At 64.9% G+C, this 18,461-nt stretch carries 12 protein-coding genes, 1 tRNA gene and 2 rRNA genes; 4 read left to right on the plus strand and 11 right to left on the minus strand.

Annotated features, from left to right (window positions below):
* Positions 1 to 127 precede the first annotated feature (127 nt).
* From GT355_RS09410 to GT355_RS09425, 4 genes are all read right to left on the minus strand, one after another.
* A 23S ribosomal RNA gene (locus GT355_RS09410) occupies positions 128 to 3,046 on the minus strand.
* Positions 3,047 to 3,252: 206 nt separating this feature from the next.
* Positions 3,253 to 3,324 (minus strand) — tRNA-Ala (locus tag GT355_RS09415).
* Positions 3,325 to 3,482: 158 nt separating this feature from the next.
* A 16S ribosomal RNA gene (locus tag GT355_RS09420) occupies positions 3,483 to 4,957 on the minus strand.
* Together the 16S and 23S rRNA genes with 1 tRNA gene alongside form the textbook arrangement of a ribosomal RNA operon.
* 812 nt (positions 4,958 to 5,769) lie before the next feature.
* Positions 5,770 to 6,081 carry a non-histone chromosomal MC1 family protein gene (locus GT355_RS09425; protein WP_120074291.1) on the minus strand — a complete coding sequence of 104 codons (312 nt, stop codon included), beginning with the start codon at positions 6,079 to 6,081 and terminating at the stop codon, positions 5,770 to 5,772.
* Positions 6,082 to 6,250: 169 nt separating this feature from the next.
* Between GT355_RS09425 and GT355_RS09430 the strand changes: the two genes are divergently transcribed.
* A complete protein-coding gene (locus GT355_RS09430; protein ID WP_007691301.1) occupies positions 6,251 to 6,448 on the plus strand; it encodes a hypothetical protein in 198 nt (65 codons plus the stop codon).
* A gap of 33 nt (positions 6,449 to 6,481) precedes the next feature.
* On the plus strand, positions 6,482 to 7,534 hold the full coding sequence (locus GT355_RS09435) for a quinone-dependent dihydroorotate dehydrogenase (protein WP_160134399.1): 1,053 nt from the start codon (positions 6,482 to 6,484) through the stop codon (positions 7,532 to 7,534).
* Here GT355_RS09435 and pheT read toward each other — a convergent pair whose 3' ends face one another.
* The 3 genes from pheT to GT355_RS09450 form a co-directional block, all read right to left on the minus strand.
* Entirely contained in the window at positions 7,535 to 9,241 is a 1,707-nt protein-coding gene (gene pheT, locus GT355_RS09440; protein WP_160134400.1) for a phenylalanine--tRNA ligase subunit beta, read from the minus strand. It lies immediately after the preceding gene.
* Positions 9,241 to 10,737, minus strand: coding sequence for a phenylalanine--tRNA ligase subunit alpha (gene pheS / locus GT355_RS09445; RefSeq protein WP_160134401.1), 1,497 nt, complete (start codon positions 10,735 to 10,737; stop codon positions 9,241 to 9,243). Before pheS ends, pheT begins: the two co-directional genes overlap by 1 nt.
* Before the next feature lie 232 nt (positions 10,738 to 10,969).
* A complete protein-coding gene (locus GT355_RS09450; protein WP_160134402.1) occupies positions 10,970 to 11,830 on the minus strand; it encodes an endo alpha-1,4 polygalactosaminidase in 861 nt (286 codons plus the stop codon).
* A 94-nt stretch (positions 11,831 to 11,924) separates the two neighbouring features.
* Here GT355_RS09450 and GT355_RS09455 point away from each other — a divergent pair, with 94 nt between their 5' ends.
* A complete protein-coding gene (locus GT355_RS09455; RefSeq protein ID WP_160134418.1) occupies positions 11,925 to 12,986 on the plus strand; it encodes an FAD-binding oxidoreductase in 1,062 nt (353 codons plus the stop codon).
* A 262-nt stretch (positions 12,987 to 13,248) separates the two neighbouring features.
* Here the strand turns inward: GT355_RS09455 and GT355_RS09460 are convergent, their stop codons facing one another.
* The 4 genes from GT355_RS09460 to GT355_RS09475 form a co-directional block, all read right to left on the minus strand.
* Entirely contained in the window at positions 13,249 to 14,811 is a 1,563-nt protein-coding gene (locus GT355_RS09460) for a tryptophan--tRNA ligase (RefSeq protein WP_160134403.1), read from the minus strand.
* Positions 14,808 to 15,827: a tRNA-intron lyase gene (endA, locus tag GT355_RS09465; RefSeq protein ID WP_160134404.1), complete on the minus strand. Its 1,020-nt coding sequence runs from the start codon at positions 15,825 to 15,827 to the stop codon at positions 14,808 to 14,810. The genes GT355_RS09460 and endA overlap by 4 nt, the downstream gene beginning before the upstream one ends.
* A 63-nt stretch (positions 15,828 to 15,890) precedes the next feature.
* A complete protein-coding gene (locus tag GT355_RS09470) occupies positions 15,891 to 16,628 on the minus strand; it encodes a topoisomerase DNA-binding C4 zinc finger domain-containing protein (protein ID WP_160134405.1) in 738 nt (245 codons plus the stop codon).
* Positions 16,629 to 16,653: 25 nt separating this feature from the next.
* Entirely contained in the window at positions 16,654 to 17,574 is a 921-nt protein-coding gene (locus GT355_RS09475) for a TIGR03571 family LLM class oxidoreductase (protein WP_160134406.1), read from the minus strand.
* Between the two features lie 81 nt (positions 17,575 to 17,655).
* Between GT355_RS09475 and GT355_RS09480 the strand changes: the two genes are divergently transcribed.
* Positions 17,656 to 18,303 (plus strand): HAD family hydrolase, encoded by a 648-nt coding sequence (locus GT355_RS09480; RefSeq protein WP_192927994.1) that lies wholly within the window; start codon positions 17,656 to 17,658, stop codon positions 18,301 to 18,303.
* The last annotated feature ends 158 nt before the right edge of the window (positions 18,304 to 18,461 follow it).

The raw sequence follows: 18,461 nt of genomic DNA on the forward strand, positions 1-18,461 counted from the left end.
TCCGTGGACTCGAACCACGTGAAGCCGACGATCGGTGGCCGATGCGTTCGGGCTGTGATGTGTGTAATACGTGCGATCCAGTTTGCGCCTGGACCCGTCCAGCCGGACGGATTCCAATGCGATATGACTAGTGTGGCTTGGTCTGTTAGTGCTCGCGGGCTAAACGCCTCGTTGCCTCGGCGCGTACACCCCGAGTCTATCGAACTCGTCTTCTACGAGTGACCTCGGTGGGACCTCTTTTCCGGGTGGGTTTCGAGCTTAGATGCGTTCAGCTCTTACCCCATGTCGCGTGGCTGCCCGGCACGTGCCCTCTCGGACAACCGGTACACCAGTGGCGACCAATCGTAGTTCCTCTCGTACTATACGATCGTTCCCGTCAGGTACCATAACACCCCCAATAGATAGCAGCCGACCTGTCTCACGACGGTCTAAACCCAGCTCACGACCTCCTTTAATAGGCGAACAACCTCACCCTTGCCCGCTGCTGCACGGGCAGGATGGAGGGAACCGACATCGAGGTAGCAAGCCACCGGGTCGATATGTGCTCTTGCCGGTGACGACTCTGTTATCCCTAAGGTAGCTTTTCTGTCGTAAATGGCCCGCATCAAGCAGGCTCATCCGTTCGTTAGACCACGCTTTCGCGTCAGCGTTCCCGTGTTAGAGAGAACACTGTCAGACCATCTTTTGCTCTTACGCTCTTTTCCGGGTCTCCGACCCGGATGAGATGATCTTCGGGCGGGCTCGATATCTTTTCAAGCCCGTACCGCCCCAGTCAAACTGCCCAGCTACCGGTGTCCTCCTCCCGGAGTAAGGGTCACAGTCACTAGTGGGTAGTATTTCAGTGATGTCTCGGCGGCCCGCTGGCGCGGGTGCCTGCGTAACGACTCCTACCTATCCTGCACACTAGCGACCGTGTCCCAGCGACAGCTTGCAGTAAAGCTCTATAGGGTCTTCGCTTCCCCTTGGGGGTCTCCAGACTCCGCACTGGAACGTACAGTTCACCGGGCCCAACGTTGGGACAGTGACGCTCTCATTCATCCATTCATGCAAGCCGCTACTGAAGCGGCAAGGTACTACGCTACCTTAAGAGGGTCATAGTTACCCCCGCCGTTAACGGGTCCTTCGTCCTCTTGTACGAGGTGTTCAGATACCCGCACTGGGCAGGATTCAGTGACCGTACGAGTCCTTGCGGATTTGCGGTCACCTATGTTGTTATTAGACAGTTGGAGCGTCCGAGTCGCTGCGACCTGCTCCATTCCGGAGCAGGCATCCCTTATTGCGAACGTACGGGACTAATTTGCCGAATTCCCTAACGTCGGTTGTCCCCGACAGGCCTTGGCTTTCGCCGCCACGGACACCTGTGTCGGATCTGGGTACGGTCAGCGTGCGCCTTTTCACGGGCTCTGGGTTGGATCGAGTTTCCCTATCTCAACGTTCGCCCGCTTCGTGCCATTACGGCTTCCACGAGTTTCGATGATTCGACCGGGCGAGTGCCCGGCTCGATCGACCCCAAAGCGTCGGCATGATTGCACGCAGGCACTGGAATATTAACCAGTTTCCCGGTTCGTCCCACTCGAATTGCGGTGGGACTAAGGACCGGCTAACCCTCGGTTGACGAACATTGCCGAGGAACCCTTGTCCGTTTGGCCGTCGGGATTCTTACCCGACTACCGCTGCTACTGTGGCCAGGATTATCGTCACTGCTCGGTCCATACGAGTTCTCACCCGTACTTCCACCCGAACAGAGCGCCGACCTACGGAATCACACGTATGTGTGTCGTCAGGTCTCGGTGGTGGACTTGAGCCCCGATCATTTTCGGCGCTCCAAACCTCGGCCGGTAAGCTGTTACGCTATTCTTAGCGGGTAGCTGCTTCTAAGCTCACCTCCCGGCTGTCTATGGCTCGGAACCACCTTCGATCGCACTTAGTCCACACTTGGGGACCTCAACCAAACTCTGGGTTGTCTCCCTCACGGTGCACAGGCTTACCCCGCACACCGGACTCCCTGCGTCTACGGCGTTCGTAGGTTCGGAGTTCGACAGGAGGGCTGACTCCTCTCGGAGTCAGACCCTCCAATCGGTCGCTCTACCCCACGAACTACCTCAGCAGAGGTCATGCTTCGACATGTTTCGGTCGGAACCAGCTGTTGCCGGACTCGATGGGCCTTTCACCCCTACACGGCGGTCACGGGAGGGTATTGTAGGACACCATCCCTAGCAGGCCTCCACGCGGCTTTCGCCACGCTTCACCTTGCCGACGCGTAGATCGTCCGGATTCGGGTCGTGTCCGCTCGACTCCCCGCGCTTGAACACGGCGGCCCTCGCATCAAAGATGCTGCGGCCATGTCGGTTTCCCTGTGCCTTCCCCGATACTCGGGTTAGACTCGTCAAGCAGACACACTCCCTGGCTCGTTTTTCAAAACGCACGACGGAACATCGGCTCGCAACGAATCCTACTGCGGGGTCGCCCCCGGGTCGTTGTTCGTTGCGCCTTGTATGCCCCGTCGCTCGATCGCCAACTGAGTTCAAGCCCTATTGCACCTCCCTTCTTGGGGTGCTTTTCAGCGTTCGCTCACGCTACTTGTTCACTATCGGTCTCGAGTTGTGTTTAGTCTTAGCCGTCGATGCCGGCTATATTCACGAGGGATATCCAACCCCCGATACTCTGGAGCTGACGCACACCGTACTGACCTGTATTACGGGGTTTTCACCCTGTTTCACGCTCCATTCCAGGAGACTTCATACAGGCGATCCGGTGATGAGAGTCAGTCCGTACACCACATTGCTCGTAGGAGCTTCGGTTTGGACTGTGTCGTGTTCACTCGCGGTTAGTAACGACATCCCGTTCGGTTTCTCTTCCTGCCGGTACTGAGATGTTTCAGTTCCCGGCGTTCCCCATTGCGCGAAGCAATTGTTGTAGGGATTCCCATTCGGAAATCTCAGGTTCTAAGCCTCCGTGCGGCTCCCCTGAGCTTATCGCAGCTTGGCACGTCCTTCATCGGCACTCGAGCCGAGCTATCCACCAGTTGGCATAGTAGCCACGGTCTTCAATCAGAATCCATGAACCCGCTGAACGGGTCCAGTGGACGCCTGGATCGCACGTACACACGGTCTCATCCACACGCCTGAGTGTTGGCAGGCGTGTCTCAACCCTTCCCACCCGCGCTTGCACGGGGTGGTGCATCGGTTCGGTCGGATTCAAGCATATCCCCGAGACCCACATAAGGGACTCGGTTCGCTTCAACCCGACATATGGACCCACTGGGATTCGAACCCAGGGCATCCTCCTTGCAAAGGAGGCACTCTCCCACTGAGCTATGGGCCCGCCTTCCGCGTTCGCGTCCGCCATCCGGCGGACACGACGCCGGAAGGCAGTCGCGTTCTGTTCGATAGCCCTTGGTAGTTCAAAGGTGCCCGGTCGGCACCGTGTGTCGCTGAGCGCGAACGCGAGTGGGCCGGGCCGTCAGCCCGGTCCCGTTCGTTAGGAGGTGATCCAGCCGCAGATTCCCCTACGGCTACCTTGTTACGACTTAATCCCCCTTGCGAAGCCCAGATTCGACCGACGTTGCGTCGGCCTCATCCCGACCTCACTCGGGTGATTTGACGGGCGGTGTGTGCAAGGAGCAGGGACGTATTCACCGCGCTCTTCTGAAACGCGATTACTACCGAATCCAGCTTCATGCGGATGAGTTTCAATCCGCAATCCGAACTACGACCAGGGTTAGGAGATTAGCGTCCCCTCTCGGGGTAGCGTCCCACTGTCCTGGCCATTGTAGCCCGCGTGTCGCCCGGCACATTCGGGGCATACTGACCTACCGTTGCCCGTTCCTTCCTCCGTCTTAGCGACGGCAGTCTCCATAATGTACCCAGCCACCACAAGGGTGCTGCTGGCAATTATGGACGCGGGTCTCGCTCGTTGCCTGACTTAACAGGACGCCTCACGGTACGAGCTGACGGCGGCCATGCACCTCCTCTCAACGGCTCAGGTAAGCTCATCAAACTGACCGTCACTGCACGTTGTCGGTGCCGGTGAGATGTCCGGCGTTGAGTCCAATTAAACCGCAGGCTCCTCCGGTTGTAGTGCTCCCCCGCCAATTCCTTTAAGTTTCATCCTTGCGGACGTACTTCCCAGGCGGCTCGCTTCTCGGCTTCCCTACGGCGCAACGCAGGCTCGTAGCCTGCGTCACACCTAGCGAGCATCGTTTACGGCTAGGACTACCCGGGTATCTAATCCGGTTCGAGACCCTAGCTTTCGTCCCTCACTGTCGGGTCCGTTCTCCAAAGGCGCTTTCGCAACCGGTGGTCCGTCCAGGATTACGGGATTTCACTCCTACCCCGGACGTACCCCTTTGGTCTCCCGGCCCCAAGCCGACTGGTTTCCGCCGGACGCCCACCCGTTAAGCGGGTGGATTTCCCGACGGACCTGTTCGGCCAGCTACGGACGCTTTAGGCCCAATAAAATTGGCTATCACTCGGGCTGCCGGTATTACCGCGGCGGCTGGCACCGGTCTTGCCCAGCCCTTATTCTGTGACCACCTTACGGTCACGAAAAGCGAGGACTGTATGCCCTCGCACTCGGGATCCCCTTATCGCACTGTCGTGCAGTGTAAAGGTTTCGCGGCTGCTGCGCCCCGTAGGGCCCGGAATCTTGTCTCAGATTCCGTCTCCGGGCTCTTGCTCTCACAACCCGTACTGATTATTGGCACGGTGGGCCGTTACCCCACCGTCTACCTAATCAGCCGCAGTCACGTCCTCCGGCGGCGGACCGTTTCCAGCTTTCCGTTTTTCCAACGTGAAAGCAGTATCCGAGATTGACCTCAGTTTCCCGAGGGTATCTCAGTCCAGAGGGTGGTTTGACCACGTGTTACTGAGCTATACGCCACGAGTATGAACTCGTACGACTAGCATGCCTGAATCGGATCCCGATAGCAATAGCCTCCGGCAGGATCAACCGGAATGTTCCCGAGCACAAGGCTCGGGGGGTATAGGCGGGAACACAAGGGTGTGTTCACCTATCGGGTTCGCGTTCAGCGACACCACGGACCGAACCGGGTGTCACCGAACTACCAAGGGCTACCATCAGATCCCGTCTTGACGGCGGACCGCAGGGGCGGAATCCTCATCTCCTTCGGACTTCCTCGTACATCGCTCGAAGGGATAAACCCTCCGAAGCGGATGTCATCCAGAGCGAGTCGAGCTCGCCCTCGGAAGTCCGCTGCAAAGACCGGCGTTGCCGGCCTCGGTTTCGCTTGCTTCGGATTCCATCGTACATCGCTCGAAGGGATAAACCCTCCGAAGCGATGTCGTCGAAGGCGAGCCGAACTCGCCTCCGGGAATCCATCCCGAGGGCCGAATTGAACGGCCCTCGACTTCGCTTGCTTTCTGCATTCCATCCGAGTGCCCTGTACCACTTAAGGGCGTCGGATTCCTGCTTCGTCGGTCGTTTCCAACCGACCTTCGCATTTCACTCCAAATCGCGACTGACTCATAAGGTCGTCGGATTAGACGCCGTGTGCGGCCCGTTGGCTTGCTTCGCGAAGTCGCCTCACATGGACGATCCTTCATCGAGGACCGACTGAAATGTTGCCGGTACCAAAACGAACTACCCTCAAAACGGTCCGACGGCCGTGGTCGTCGAGGGACTCGGAGGAGTATCGCGCGGCTGGAGGCCGGCCGGTCATCCCACGCGTGCGCGTCGGGTCTGGTCGGGTGTCTGGCCGCGCAGCCGTGGCTCGTCGCGCGGCGGCAAAGTAAGTGGGGGTTCGGCGGGCTACAGTTCCTCTAGGTGTTCGATGCCCTGTTTCGAGACGTTCGCCTCGGTGATCGTCGAGGGCATCCAGTCGGGCTTGTCGTCGGGCGCATCCTCACGCCACGCCCACCCCTCGTAGATGTGGACCTTGTGGGTCCCCTTCTCGCGAAGCCGGAGGTCCTCTCGAGTCGCGTTCGACTCGCCGTCGGCCGGTTCGAGCCGTCGAGCGGCCTTCAGCGCAGCCTGCCGCGGGGTGCGCCCCGAGAAGACGCTGGTCTCGCCGTTCGCGTCGCGCAGTGCGAAGTTCCGCTTGCCATCCGTATCACGTGCCATGGTTTCACCACTCCATGCCAACCCAACACAGGCCAGAGTATAAACATATCCCTCATATCGGGTGACGGAAGCCGGGAGATGGTACTCGATGGGCCGGAGTCCGTCGGGCCGACGAACGGACCGTAAGGTTAAGAGTATCCAACCGCGAAGTCCCGAGTCAGACGCCGCGATGGTACGGAAAAAGAAGCTCAGTCCGAGCGGGGCAAAAGACAACGAGGGCGAGTACCACAACGTACACGTCAACCTCCACGAAGACGAACTCTCCGTTGCGGGGATGGCGATCGGCGACGAGGTGTTCGTTCGCGTTCGCGAGGACAAGATCATCATCCAGAAGGCCGACCAGGACGAGGTCGAACACGACTTCTGAGGGTTCGACGTGACCGTCGGACCACCGAACCGCATGACAGGCTATGACGCGCTGAAACCGCTGTTGTTTCGTCTCCCGGCCGAATCGGTCCACGGAGTCGCGAAGACGCTTCTCGGACGCCTCCAGCACACCCCAGCCGAGCGCGCGCTCGACGCACGGTACCGGGTCGAGGACGACCGGCTCCGAACGACCGCGTTCGGGCTCGACTTCCCGAACCCCGTCGGGATGGCGGCCGGCTTCGACAAGAACGCCGAGATCCCGCGGGTCCTCGGCGCGTTCGGCTTCGGCCACGTCGAGGTCGGTGGCGTCACCGCCGAAGCGCAGGACGGCAACCCGCGCCCGCGGCTGTTCCGGCTGCCGGACGACCGCGCGCTCGTCAACCGGATGGGGTTCAACAACCACGGGGCCGACCGGGTCGGTGACCGCCTCGCGCACGCACGCGTGGACGTTCCAGTTGGTGTCAACATCGGGAAGTCGAAGTCCACCCCGCTCGACGACGCGGCCGCCGATTACGTCTACACCTACGAGCGCTGCTCGACGGGCGATTACTTCGTGGTCAACGTATCGAGCCCCAACACGCCGGGGCTCCGCGACCTCCAGAACCGCGCACACCTCGAACGGATCCTCGGAGCCCTCCGCGAGGCGGGCGCGAGCCCGCTGCTCGTCAAGCTCTCGCCCGACCTCACCGACGACGCGGTCGCCGAGGCCGTCGCCGTGGCCGAGGACGAGGGACTCGACGGGATCATCGCGACGAACACCACCACCGAACGGCCCCCCTCGCTTCGGGGAACACACCGAGACGAAAACGGAGGCCTATCTGGGAAGCCGTTGGACGCGCGCGCGACACGTGCGGTCCGGTTCGTCGCCGAGCGCACCGACCTCCCCGTCGTCGGGGTCGGTGGCGTGTCGAGCGCGGCGGGTGCCTACCGGAAGATCCGGGCGGGCGCGTCGCTGGTGCAGCTCTATACGGGGTTCGTCTACGAGGGGCCGGCCATCGCGCGCGACATCAACCGAGGACTCCTCGAAATGCTCGACCGCGACGGGTTCGACTCCATCGCGGACGCGGTCGGTGCGGACCTCTACTGACTATCGAAGCGCGTCGGCCCGGAACTCGAAGCCCACGACGGGGAGTTCGAGGCCGTGCTCGACGAGGACTTCGGGGCGGAGTTCGCCGACGATCCCTCCCTTTTCTCCGTCGAGCACCACGCTCGCGACGCGTCCCTCGATGAACGATGGATGCTCGGTCGCGGGCGTTTCGAGTTCGACGTCGAACGCGCGTGCGAGCGACGACAGTCGGCCCTTCGCGTCCTCGAACGAGGCGTCGGTTCGTGCGAGGACGGCGGCAACGTGGCGCTCCTCGGCGACGTTCGTTGGCTCGTTAGGGTCGATGTGTGCTGCGAGTCCGACCTCCGCAAGGTCTTGCGGATAACGCCGATGGGTGTTGTTTTCGAGCACCATCAGCAGCGAGGGCAGCGCCCAGGTCCGAACGACCTCGTAGTCGCGGCTGTAGGGCTCGGCGATCCGGGCGGGGTCGGCCGCCCCGAGGGCGTCGTCCGACGGGTCGAGGCTCATCCGGTCGAAGTTCTCGGTCTCGCCGATGAGGTGGAAGTTCAACAGGTCCTCGAAGCCGAGCCCGGTGAGGGTCTCGCGGACCGCGCGTTCGTGGCGCGAGCGCTCGTGGCGGCCCCCGACGGTGGAGACGTCGGGATACTCCGGTTTGAGGTCGTTGAAGCCGTAGGCCCGCCCGATGTCGTCGATCACGTCGACCGGGTGGAGCACGTCCGTCCGGTAGGGCGGTATCGAGACAGTGTAGACCGCGTCGTCGGTGGGGTCGGACTCGGCGTCGAGACCCGAGCGTTCGAGGAGGTCCACCACCTCGCGTTCGTCGAGCGCGACCCCGAGCGCGCGCTCGATCCGGTCGTGCGGCACGGTCTGTTCGGTCACCTCGAAGTCGGGCCGGTCGAGGTCGCCGTCGGGGTACTCGACGGTCACGCGTTCGACCGTCGCGCCGCGGGCGTCGAGCGCGTAGCAGATGATGGCGCACATCCGGTCGATGGTCCATTGGTCCGTGCCGGTGAGTTCGACGAGGAGGTCGCGGCTCCCGGTGTCGACCTCCGTCCGCCGACCGTTGATGACGGGCGGGAACGAGAACAGCCCGATGTCGTCGTAGATCGCGGGATAGCGCTCGTAGTCGTCGAGGAGGTCGGCGTAGGTCTCGCCGGTCGGGTGGTCGGTGAGGATCTCCCCGGGGGTTCGTTCGGCGTCGTCGTCGAGCGCGACGAAGCTATCGCCATCGGGTTCGACCCCGCGATACGTTATCGAGTTCTGACTGCCCTCGACCCGGGCCTGGCCTTTGACCATCGTGAGGTCGTGGATCCCGATGGCCCCCTTCGCGCGCCCGCGACCCATCGTGGCGTGGAGTTTCTCCTGTAACTGGATCAGCGAGTCGAGCCCCGCCTCGTCGAGATCCACACCTCGAACCACCGCGCCCGTGACGTAGGGCCGTTCGTCGGGCACCGATTCGTCGACCTCGATGGTCCAGTCGGGCGCGTTCGTGTTCGGGATGTAGATCCCCCTATCGTCGCCGTACTGATAGCGAAGCGAGCGCGCGACGCCCTCGACGGAGAGTCTGTCGAGCCTATCCGCCTCGAATTCGAGCTGGAACAGCCCGTCCTCGGTCTCGCCCTCGAACTCGAGCCCGAGTTCGAAGAGGTCCGCGAGGAGTTCGTCGTCCTCGGTCTCGTGGCCGGTGAACCGCCGGAGTTCGTCGGGGTCGACGTCGACGACGGGCATCAGTAGACCACCTCCGCGTTCCGGAGGAAGTCGAGGTCGACGAGCGTCCCGTGGACGTCGCGAATGTCCTCGAAGCCGTGGGTGAGCATCAGGAGGCGTTCGAGCGCGAGTCCCCACGCCATCACGTCACAGTCGACGCCCAACGGGTCGAGCATCTCGGGGCGAAAGAGCCCGGAGTTGCCGATCTCGACGAGTTCCCCCGTCGTGGGATGTTCGCCGAAGAGCTCGAAGCTCGGCTCGGTGTAGGGGTTGTAGGTCGGCTTGAACTGGAGATCCGTGATCCCGAACTGTTCGTAGAACTCGGTGAAGGTGCCCATCAGGTCCCGAACCGAGAGGTCCTCGGCCATCACCCAGCCCTCGATCTGGAAGAACTCGAGGAGGTGCGTCGCGTCGAGCGTGTCGTTGCGGTAGACCTTCTCGACGCTGAAGAACCGCTGTGGCGGTTCGAGGTCGCCGACCGCCTCACCCGAGAGGTAGCGGGCCGACAGCGAGGTGGTGTGTCCACGCAGTGTGAGGCCGCGCGCGACGTCCTCGGCCCACGGCGAGTGATAGCCCTCGCCGTCGTCGACTCCCTCCAAGTGCGCGCGCTTGACCCCCTCGACGAGGTCGGCGGGAAGGTCGTCGATCTCCGGCGGGTCCGCGAGCGTGAACTGGTCCCAGTGGGTTCTCGCGGGGTGGTCCTGGGGCATGAACAGCGCGTCGTTGATCCAGAACTCCGCGTCGGCGTGCGGGCCGTCCATCTCCTCGAAGCCCATCCCGACTAGGACGTCTTTCACTCGTTCAGCTGTTTGTCGGAGCGGGTGGATCCGCCCGCCGTCGACCCGCTCGGCGTCGGCCGCGACGTTGTACTCGGCAAACTCGACGTCGCGCCACTCGCCGGTCGTGAGAAGGTCGGGGGTGAGCTGGCCGACAGTGTCGGCGGTCTCGACGCCCTCCATCAGCGCCGTCACGCCGTCGTCGGTGAGTCGGACCTCGCGCACGACGGTCTCCTCGCGCTGGACGAGACCCCGGCTCGCGAGGCGGTCGAGGAGCTCTTCGTCGGCTATCGACGCACCGTCGGCGAGCGAGACGAGCGCCGCGTGTTCGGGGTCGTCGTTGGGGTCGGCCTCGGGGTCGGTGCTGACGGTTCCCGATTCGATCTCGCCGTAGCCCTTCCGGGCGAAGTTCGAGAGCGCGATGTCGACCGCCGGGCCGTCGAGCCCGGACGCACTGATGACGGGTCCCATCTCGGCGTCGCCGTCCATCCCGTCGGCGGCCTCGTAGAGCCGGGTCTCGGGGAGGCCGGAATCCGCGTATTCGCGGCCCTCCTCGGTGAGGGTCGCCGTCGTCCGGCTGTGTTCGACGACGTCGAGGAGCCCCTCGTCTTCGAGCGCGAAGGCCGCGCCGGTGACGGTCGTGGGATTCGTGCCTGTCTCGGTCGCGATCTCGTCGATCGGTCGTGCCTCGGTCGCGCTCGCGGCTTCGAGCACCGCGAGCTGTGCTTCGGGGAGTCTCATGTGCTGTGTACTGGGAGTCGTTCAACTAACGGTTCCGACTCGGGTGTGAGGGTTTCGGCCGCCGCGGCGTCCACGCTCGTCAGAGTCGTCCGAAAAAGCGAAAGCCGAACCCGGGGCTGGTCGAGGGTCGAATCGCGCGACGCCCATGGCGGTGTTCGGCTGCCATGTGCTCCCGTGGTCCGCTCGCCGACAAAACTCTTCTGGCGCGGCGCGCGTCGAGCGTTGTTTGCAGCTAGCCACACGAGACTGGGCGACCGGGGCCGAGCCGTGGCTGTTTCCGGATGAGGTGGAGCCCGCGTTCTCGTGCGTCCGCACAGTCGAGTGGCCCCTGGTACTCACAGACGCCGAGCCACTTGCCCGCGTCGAGGAACGGTGCGTACGCGTCGACCTCGTCGTACTCGTAGGCCTGTTCGGCGAGACAGCCGTCGAAGGCGGGTTCGAGCGCTGCGGCTTGCCCGGCGTCGTTCTTGAGGATAGCGGCGAGCCCGTGGTCGTGGGCGATCCGCGCGAGCAGCCGGTTGTACGCGAGCTGGTCCGTCGCGGAGACCGAGACCCCGGTGTTCGGGTTGGCGTAGACGTCGACGTTGTCCCACTCGATGGCGTCGAAGCCCTTCGCGCGTGCGAGGCGCGCACGCTCGCGCATGATCGGTTCGAGCACGTCGTGGCGAGTCACGTCGAGCCACCGCTCGCCGGGCCAGCCGTCGAGCCCGGTCCCCAACACCGACTCGGGGAAGTCGTCCGCGTCGGGTCGCCACCGTTCGTACGAGCCACCCGAGAAGTAGGCCACGAGGTAGCGCCCGTCGGCGGCGAGCGAGTCGAGGACCGACCGCGGCGTCTCGAACCCGTCGACATCGTAGAGCGCGACGTCGTAGCCGGTGTTCACGGTCCCGGAGAGCTGCCACTGCCAGTCGGCACTGGCCGGCGGCGGCGTCCATCCACCGTCGACGGGTCCGGTCGAAGCGGCGTCGGCCCCGCCGGTCGTGCGGCGAGCGAGTGTGTAGCCGACCCCCGCCACGCCGGAGAGCGCGAGCGCGCCGAGAACGGCGCGTCGCGGTGTCGGCGATCGGGTGGCTACGGTGGGACGGACGGACATCAGTCGTCGAGAAGGGTCGGTGACGAGCGAGGATAAGCGCAGCCCATCGACGCGCAAGAACTAACGACGACGAGCGAGAGTGGATAGACAACAAATGTCCAAACGCCGTGCCCAAGAGCTGGCCGACGAGGCCGGGATCGAGAACCAGCACGCGGTGGTGACCCGCGCGGAACCGATGGACCGCGACCGCATCGACGAGATCGAGACGGTGCTCGACGACGACCGCGAGACCCTCGTCGAGCGGCTCGACATCGATTCGCCGCCCGGACCGATAACCGAGGACGCCGAGGGATGGGAGGAGGCGATCGACGCGCTCCGCGAGTCGGGCGCGAAGTCGGTGGCGACGGCGATGCGCTCGCGCGTCGACACCCTCCGCGAACGCGCCGAGCGCTCGTATCCCTCGTTGCTTCAACTGGGATTCCGGCCCGAGCGACCCTTCGAGTTCGTGCCGGGCCAGTTCGCCCGGATCAGCTACGAAGAGGAGGAGCCGCGGGTCTACTCGATCGCGAGTTCGCCGAACGCCGACGACATGGAGCTCTGCATCCGGCGGGTGCCCGGCGGCCACCTCACCCCCGACCTCTGTGACCGCACCAAGGAGGGAGACGACCTCTTCCTGCGTGGCCCCTACGGCGACGAGTTCATGCTCCAGGACCCGACCGATCGAGATCTGGTGTTCGTCGCCACCGGGACCGGCGCGGCCCCGTTCAAGAGCATGATCGATTACACCTTCGAGGAGGACCTCGACGAGTACGACGGGACCGAACGCGACGTCTGGCTGTTCGTGGGATCGTCGTGGAAGGACGACCTGCCCTACCGCGAGGAGTTCCTGAAACTCGCCGACGAGCACGACAACTTCCACCCCGTGATGACCTGCAGCCGGGAGAAGCACCTCTCGAACTGGGAGGGCGAGACCGAGTACGTCCAGCACACCCTCCTGAAGTACGTCGACCCCGAGAAGGCCGAGACGGACTCGCTCCCGCCCGAGACCGAGGAGTTCGTCGGCAGCGACCCGGCCAACGAGATCGACGCGCGGATCGACCCCGGCAACAGCGAGGTCTACGTCTGTGGCATCGGCGCGATGTGCGAGAGCGTCCGGAACGTCGTCGAACCGCTCGGGATCTCGGATCTCTACTACGAGGAGGAGAGCTACGGGTAAACGAACGACCCCGCTTCAGACACCGCTGCGGAAGGCGGTGGCGCGCGATGAATCCGGCCGCAGGCCGGAGAACGCGCGAGGGATGAGTGAGCGACCGACGGGAGCGAACGAATCGGCTGGGGAGGCTCGTGGCTGTCGCGGGGCGGGGCGGTTTGCGGTTCTCGTTTGCGTCGGGATACTGCGGTAAATCGACTGTCGACACTCGAACAAACCTTGAGACGCTGTCAGAAAGCTCGATGCGATTCTGAGACGCGGAAAGAAATTACGTCGCGCGCGGGCTGTCGAGGTCGATGTCGAGGTCCGCAAGAAGGTCCTCGGCCTCCGCGCGTTTCTCCTGGTGCTCTTCGAGGAACTCGCGCATCAACTCCGCGGCCTGCTCCTTGCAGCCACCACACAACCGTTCGCCGCCGGTGCACTCCTCATAGACCGTCGTCGCGAACTCGTCGTCGTCCGCGGCGAGGAGGTAGGCATAGAGTTCGTAGACGGGGCACTCGTCGGCCTTCCCGCCGAGTTCACGCTGTTTCTCGGCGGTCTCGCGCCCGCCGGTCGTGGCCGATTTCACTTTGTTGTACCCATCCTCGGGGTCGTCGAGCAGGCTGATGTGGCTCGCCGGGATGGACGAGGACATCTTGCCGCCCGTGAGGCCGGTCATGAAGCGATGGTAGATCGAGGACGGCGCGACGAAGCCGTAGCCGCCGTGGTCGAGTTCGACTTCGCTGGCGAGCGATTCGGCCTCGTCCCGCGAGAGATCGAAGCTGTCGATGTGGCCCTCGTAGACCCGTTTCTCGCCCTCGACGGCTTCGATGAGCGCCGAAAAGGCATCATCGGTCGCGTTGCGGTCGAGAAAGCGGGTTCGCGGGCGAAGGGGCTCCTTGCCGGCGGCCCGGAGCTTCTCGACCGTGTTATCGTGGACCGGGGAGCCGTCGGCGCGCTCGGCCAGCCAGTCGGCGGCCGCGATACACCGGACGGGGTCGTCCTCGTCGGATGTGGAGAGCGCCTCGAACGCCTCGGCGAGCAGCGCGCGTTCGGCGGGGTCGGCCTCAAAGCTCGCGTAGGCCTCCGTCACCCCGAAGTACCCCATTCGGGCCGCGAGGTCGCGCGAGAGCCGGACGTGTGGGTCCTGGTCCGGTCCCACAGGGATCACCGTTGGTTTCGGCTCGTCGAGTTGGGGATAGAGGATGTCCGCCATCTGGGTCACGACCGACTGCATGTGTGAGACGTCGGTCTCGCCGCCGAAACCGTAGATGCTTTCGAGCTCCGAGAAGTTGGTCTCGATGCCGAGCTCGAACGCGAGGTCCTGGAGCGGACGGTTGTCCGACTGCCGGTAGAGTTCGCCCGCCTCGGGGTCGAAGCCGAGCGCGATCAGGCTCAGGAGGTAGTCCCGCGCGTGCTCGTCGATCTCCGCCCACGAGAGCCCGCGGGCGCTGTGGGCTTCGAGGTCGGCGATGAGTCCATAGGTATCCGCGCCGCGCTCCTGATGCCAGATGAGTTCGTCGAAGACGAGTTTGTGGCCGATGTGCGGGTCGCCGGTCGGCATGAACCCCGAGAGCGCCGCGGCGGGGTCGTCGTTCCGCAACGCGTCGAGCACCCGTCCGTAGCCCCGATGGCCGAAGATGACCCCGCGACGCATCAGGTAGTGCGGGGCGGGGACGCCGGGCAGCACGTCGTCGAAGGCCTCGATCCCGAACTCCTCGAAGAGGTTGCGGTAGTCCTCGACCGTCGAGGAGCCCCACGGGTCGAGCGTCGTTCCGTCGGCTCCTGTGGCGGTTCCTCCATCGGGCCGAGGCCGGTCCGGCGCTCGTGCGTCGTGGTCTGGGTCTGTCATGGGCGGATTCGCTCGACGGCGAGCCAGTCGATAGTATCGTTCGAGCCCGTCAGCGCAAAAACCGTTCGCTTGTGGACCCCACCCGCGAGCCGGGCGTCGAGCGAGAGTTCGCGCGGCCCGAACGCGTAGCCCGCCGGAAGCACCCGAACCAGGTTCTCGGAGTGCCCGAGGTTCTCGACCGTTTCGACCGTCGAGTAGGTTCGGAAGTCCGCCCCGAACTTGAAGCCTGTCTTGGGAACCAACCCCTTCGAACGAAGCGCCGCGTAGACCGCGAGCCGACGGTCGAACCGTTCGCCCTCGACCTCGCGCCCGCGCTCGACGACCGCGGCGGGCTCGACGTCGAGATCGAGGACTCCCTCGCGGGCGAGATAGGCGGCTTCGACCAGCGAGAGCTGGAGCGGCCCGCCCTCGGCCCCGCGACCCGCGAGGCGCTGGCCAAAGAAGCCGCGCTCGTAGAGGTCCTCCGGCGGGTCCCAGAGCACGACCCGGTCGGCGAGGATCTCGCCCGACGCACGCGAGGGATCGTAGTCGGTGCTCCCCTCGATGGTCGGACGACTCGTTTCGAGGTAGGTAATCTCGCTCTCCTCGTCGACGACCGCGAGAACGACGTCACCGAGGTCGGTCGCCGGAACCGATTCGCGCTCGCCCGCCACCCGGATCCGATAGCGAACCTCGTCGTCCCACGGCCCCTTTCCCTGCGGGTAGACCACGAGGTCCGCGGCCGAACTGGGGTTCTCGACCCAGCCGTCGCGCGCGGGCGAGAGGTAGAACCCGCGCTCGCGGAAGTCCTTGTAGACCAGAAACCTGACCACGAGCCGGTCGTCCGTGGTGAGAAATTCCCGGAGTCCCATGCCATCGACCGTATCGAGGTCGTCGCGGTAGAGGAGGTGGGCGGCCTCGACCGGCGCGAGCGCGACCCCGGACCCGGTGGGCCGGCCGTAGCCCCGCGAGTCGTAGAACCGCTGGCGGGCGTCGCCGCCGGCGCGAACGACGTCGCCATCGAGCGTGGCGTCCATGGCCGAAACGGGCCGCGAGGCGACAAGTGGCCTGCGGTCGGGCGCGGCGGGAGGGGACGAACGTCAGCCGGCGCGCTCACAGGTCGCGTCGAGACACCGCCGGCCGCTGGCGGTCTCGAACGCCGGCAGCCCGCAGTCGCACTCGCCGTCGACGACACCCGTCGGGAAGGCGAACGCCGTCTCGCAGTCGGGGTAGTTCTCACAGCCGGCGAGAAGGTTGCCGTTCCGGATGATCCGGAGGCTCCCGTCACAGTCCGGACAATCCCAGGTCCGATCGAACGCCGCCGTGACCGCCGCGTCGAGCGACTGACACTCACGGTCGATACAGAGTGTGAGTTCCCGGCCGCGTTCGACGCGCATCGTCGGCAGGCCGCACGACGGACAGGTTTCGTCGAGGATCTCGGCACCCGCGGGCAGCCCGTAGCGTGCCGCACAGTCGAGACACGTCACGGCACCGTTCGCGCGGGTGAGTACGCCGTCGCAATCGGGGCAGGTTCCCACGGGCGTCCCCGCGCGGGAGGCGGGATACCGCCCGAGGCCGTACTCCTCGTTCGCAGTGATGTCGAGCCGCGAGTCGTCGTCGACGGCGGTGAGCGAGAACGCTCCGTCAGCGGTTCCGTCGTAGACCAGGCTCTCGGGGCGCGTGAGCCACGCGACGGGCTGGTAGCCGTCGCGGTCGTGGACCAGCACGGTGTTGTCGGGTTTGAGGAGGACGACGACCTCGCCACGGAGGTCGCTCTCCCGGGAGCCCGTCGTGGTGACGGTGCAGTCGCCGGCGAAGACCCGGATAGCGTGGGGCATACGAGGGGTGGTCGCGTTCCCGTACTTAAACTCGAACCCGCTCGATCACGCCGGCGAAGCGCGTCAACCAGCGCTCGGGGTCGTCGCCGACGCCGCCGACGAGGACGTGGTCGACCCCCTTCGATTCGAGGTTGCGGAAGTACTCGACGAACCACTCGCGCCCGGCGCGAAAGCCCTGATTGACGGGTTCGGGACCCGCTTCGGGGTCGTCGGCGATCTCGGCCGTGACGACCATCACGAACGGCTTTTGTCCACCCTGCTCGCGCCAGGTTTCGAGGTAGCTTTCGAGGGTGGCCTCGGGGAGGTGATAGAACAGCCAGCCGTCGCCGTGCGCACCGATCCACTCGACGGACTGGCGCGCGTTGCCGGTCGGGAGCAGCGGTATCGACCCCGCGACGGGCTTCGGCGTCACGTCGAGGTCGCCGTCGAGCACTCCCCACCGGGTCTCGCGTTCGGGGAACGACTCGCCCCACGCGGCGCGGAGGAGGTCGGTACCCTCCTGAAACAGCGCCGCGCGGTCGTCCGTGTCGACGTCGAAGGCGGCGAATTCGGGTGGGCGGTCACCGGTCGCGACGCCGAGCACCAGCCGTCCATCGGAAAGCCGGTCGACCGTCGCGGCGGACTTCGCGACGTGAAGCGGGTGTCTGAGGGTGAGGACGACGCTCGCGGTGCCGAGCGCGATGTCGTCCGTTCGGGCGGCGACCTGCCCGAGCCAGACCCACGGGTCGTAGGTCTGGCCCGCGTCGCGGAATTTCGGCCAATAGGTCGGGACGTCGCGCACCCAGAGCCCGTCGAAACCGAGCGCCTCGGCGCGTTCGGCGAGCGCGAGTTCGTCCGCGACCGGCGGAGCGGACTCGTTGACCCCGGTCAACGGAAAGCCGGTGCCGAAAGTGAGCCCGTCACCGGCGAAGAGCCGACGGAAGCCCGCGTTCTCGTGGGTGGCCATCCGTCGAGGCTCGGTGCGCGACCGGGAAGACCCTTGTCGACACCGGAACCCACTTTCCGGCCGGCCACCTCCGGCCGGTCGATGACCGAACTCCGCGCGGTGCTGTTCGACATGGACGGCGTCATCGTCGACTCCGAACGCTACTGGGCCGAGTACGAGGAGGAGCGGATCCTTCCCGCGGCGGAGGTCTCGGGGCTCGATCCCGGCGAGATCACCGGGATGAACTATAAGGAGATCGCCGAGTACCTCACCGAGAACTACGACGCGGCGGTCGGCACGGACGAACTCCAGGAGATCTACGAGGAGTGCGCCGCGGAGCTCTACACCGAACGCGCCGACCTCATGGACGGCTTTCGCGACCTCTGTGGCACGCTCCGGGACCGCGGGGTTCGGACCGCGATCGTGACCTCCTCGCCGCCCGAGTGGATCGAGATGGTCCGCGAGCGCTTCGACCTCGCGGGCTTCGACGCGACGGTCTCGGCCGAGGTGATCGACGGCCCCGGCAAACCCGAGCCCCACATCTACCGCCACGCTGCCGAGGCGGTGGGCGTCGACCCCGCCGACTGTGTCGCGGTCGAGGACTCGACCAACGGGGTCGCCTCGGCCACGGCCGCCGGGACGACCTGCATCGGCTATCGCGGCGGGAGCGACCGGACCCTCGACCTCTCGGCGGCGGACGTGGTGGTCGATGGGCCGCAGGAACTCAGAGCCGAACTGCTAGCCCGATAAGCGAGGGTTCGTGAAACAATTCAAGTCGGAGTTGATTTTCGAATAACTACGGAGCCGATTCCGAACGCTGGTGCAAACGAGAGACCGCACCGCCACCGCCCCGCGACAGCCACGAGCCTCCCCAGCCGACTGCGCTCCTCGCTCGTTCGTTCCACTCA

The organism is Halococcus salsus, assembly GCF_009900715.1.
Lineage (GTDB): Archaea > Halobacteriota > Halobacteria > Halobacteriales > Halococcaceae > Halococcus > Halococcus salsus.

What these genes read in the sequence shown, in the direction of transcription:
- GT355_RS09475 (WP_160134406.1), bottom strand. Translation starts at nt 17,574, where the DNA reads ATGGCCACCCACGAGAACGCGGGCTTCCGTCGGCTCTTCGCCGGTGAC.
- GT355_RS09425 (WP_120074291.1), bottom strand. Translation starts at nt 6,081, where the DNA reads ATGGCACGTGATACGGATGGCAAGCGGAACTTCGCACTGCGCGACGCG.
- GT355_RS09430 (WP_007691301.1), top strand. Translation starts at nt 6,251, where the DNA reads ATGGTACGGAAAAAGAAGCTCAGTCCGAGCGGGGCAAAAGACAACGAG.
- GT355_RS09435 (WP_160134399.1), top strand. Translation starts at nt 6,482, where the DNA reads ATGACAGGCTATGACGCGCTGAAACCGCTGTTGTTTCGTCTCCCGGCC.
- endA (WP_160134404.1), bottom strand. Translation starts at nt 15,827, where the DNA reads ATGGACGCCACGCTCGATGGCGACGTCGTTCGCGCCGGCGGCGACGCC.
- GT355_RS09455 (WP_160134418.1), top strand. Translation starts at nt 11,925, where the DNA reads ATGTCCAAACGCCGTGCCCAAGAGCTGGCCGACGAGGCCGGGATCGAG.
- GT355_RS09470 (WP_160134405.1), bottom strand. Translation starts at nt 16,628, where the DNA reads ATGCCCCACGCTATCCGGGTCTTCGCCGGCGACTGCACCGTCACCACG.
- pheS (WP_160134401.1), bottom strand. Translation starts at nt 10,737, where the DNA reads ATGAGACTCCCCGAAGCACAGCTCGCGGTGCTCGAAGCCGCGAGCGCG.
- GT355_RS09460 (WP_160134403.1), bottom strand. Translation starts at nt 14,811, where the DNA reads ATGACAGACCCAGACCACGACGCACGAGCGCCGGACCGGCCTCGGCCC.
- pheT (WP_160134400.1), bottom strand. Translation starts at nt 9,241, where the DNA reads ATGCCCGTCGTCGACGTCGACCCCGACGAACTCCGGCGGTTCACCGGC.
- GT355_RS09450 (WP_160134402.1), bottom strand. Translation starts at nt 11,830, where the DNA reads ATGTCCGTCCGTCCCACCGTAGCCACCCGATCGCCGACACCGCGACGC.
- GT355_RS09480 (WP_192927994.1), top strand. Translation starts at nt 17,656, where the DNA reads ATGACCGAACTCCGCGCGGTGCTGTTCGACATGGACGGCGTCATCGTC.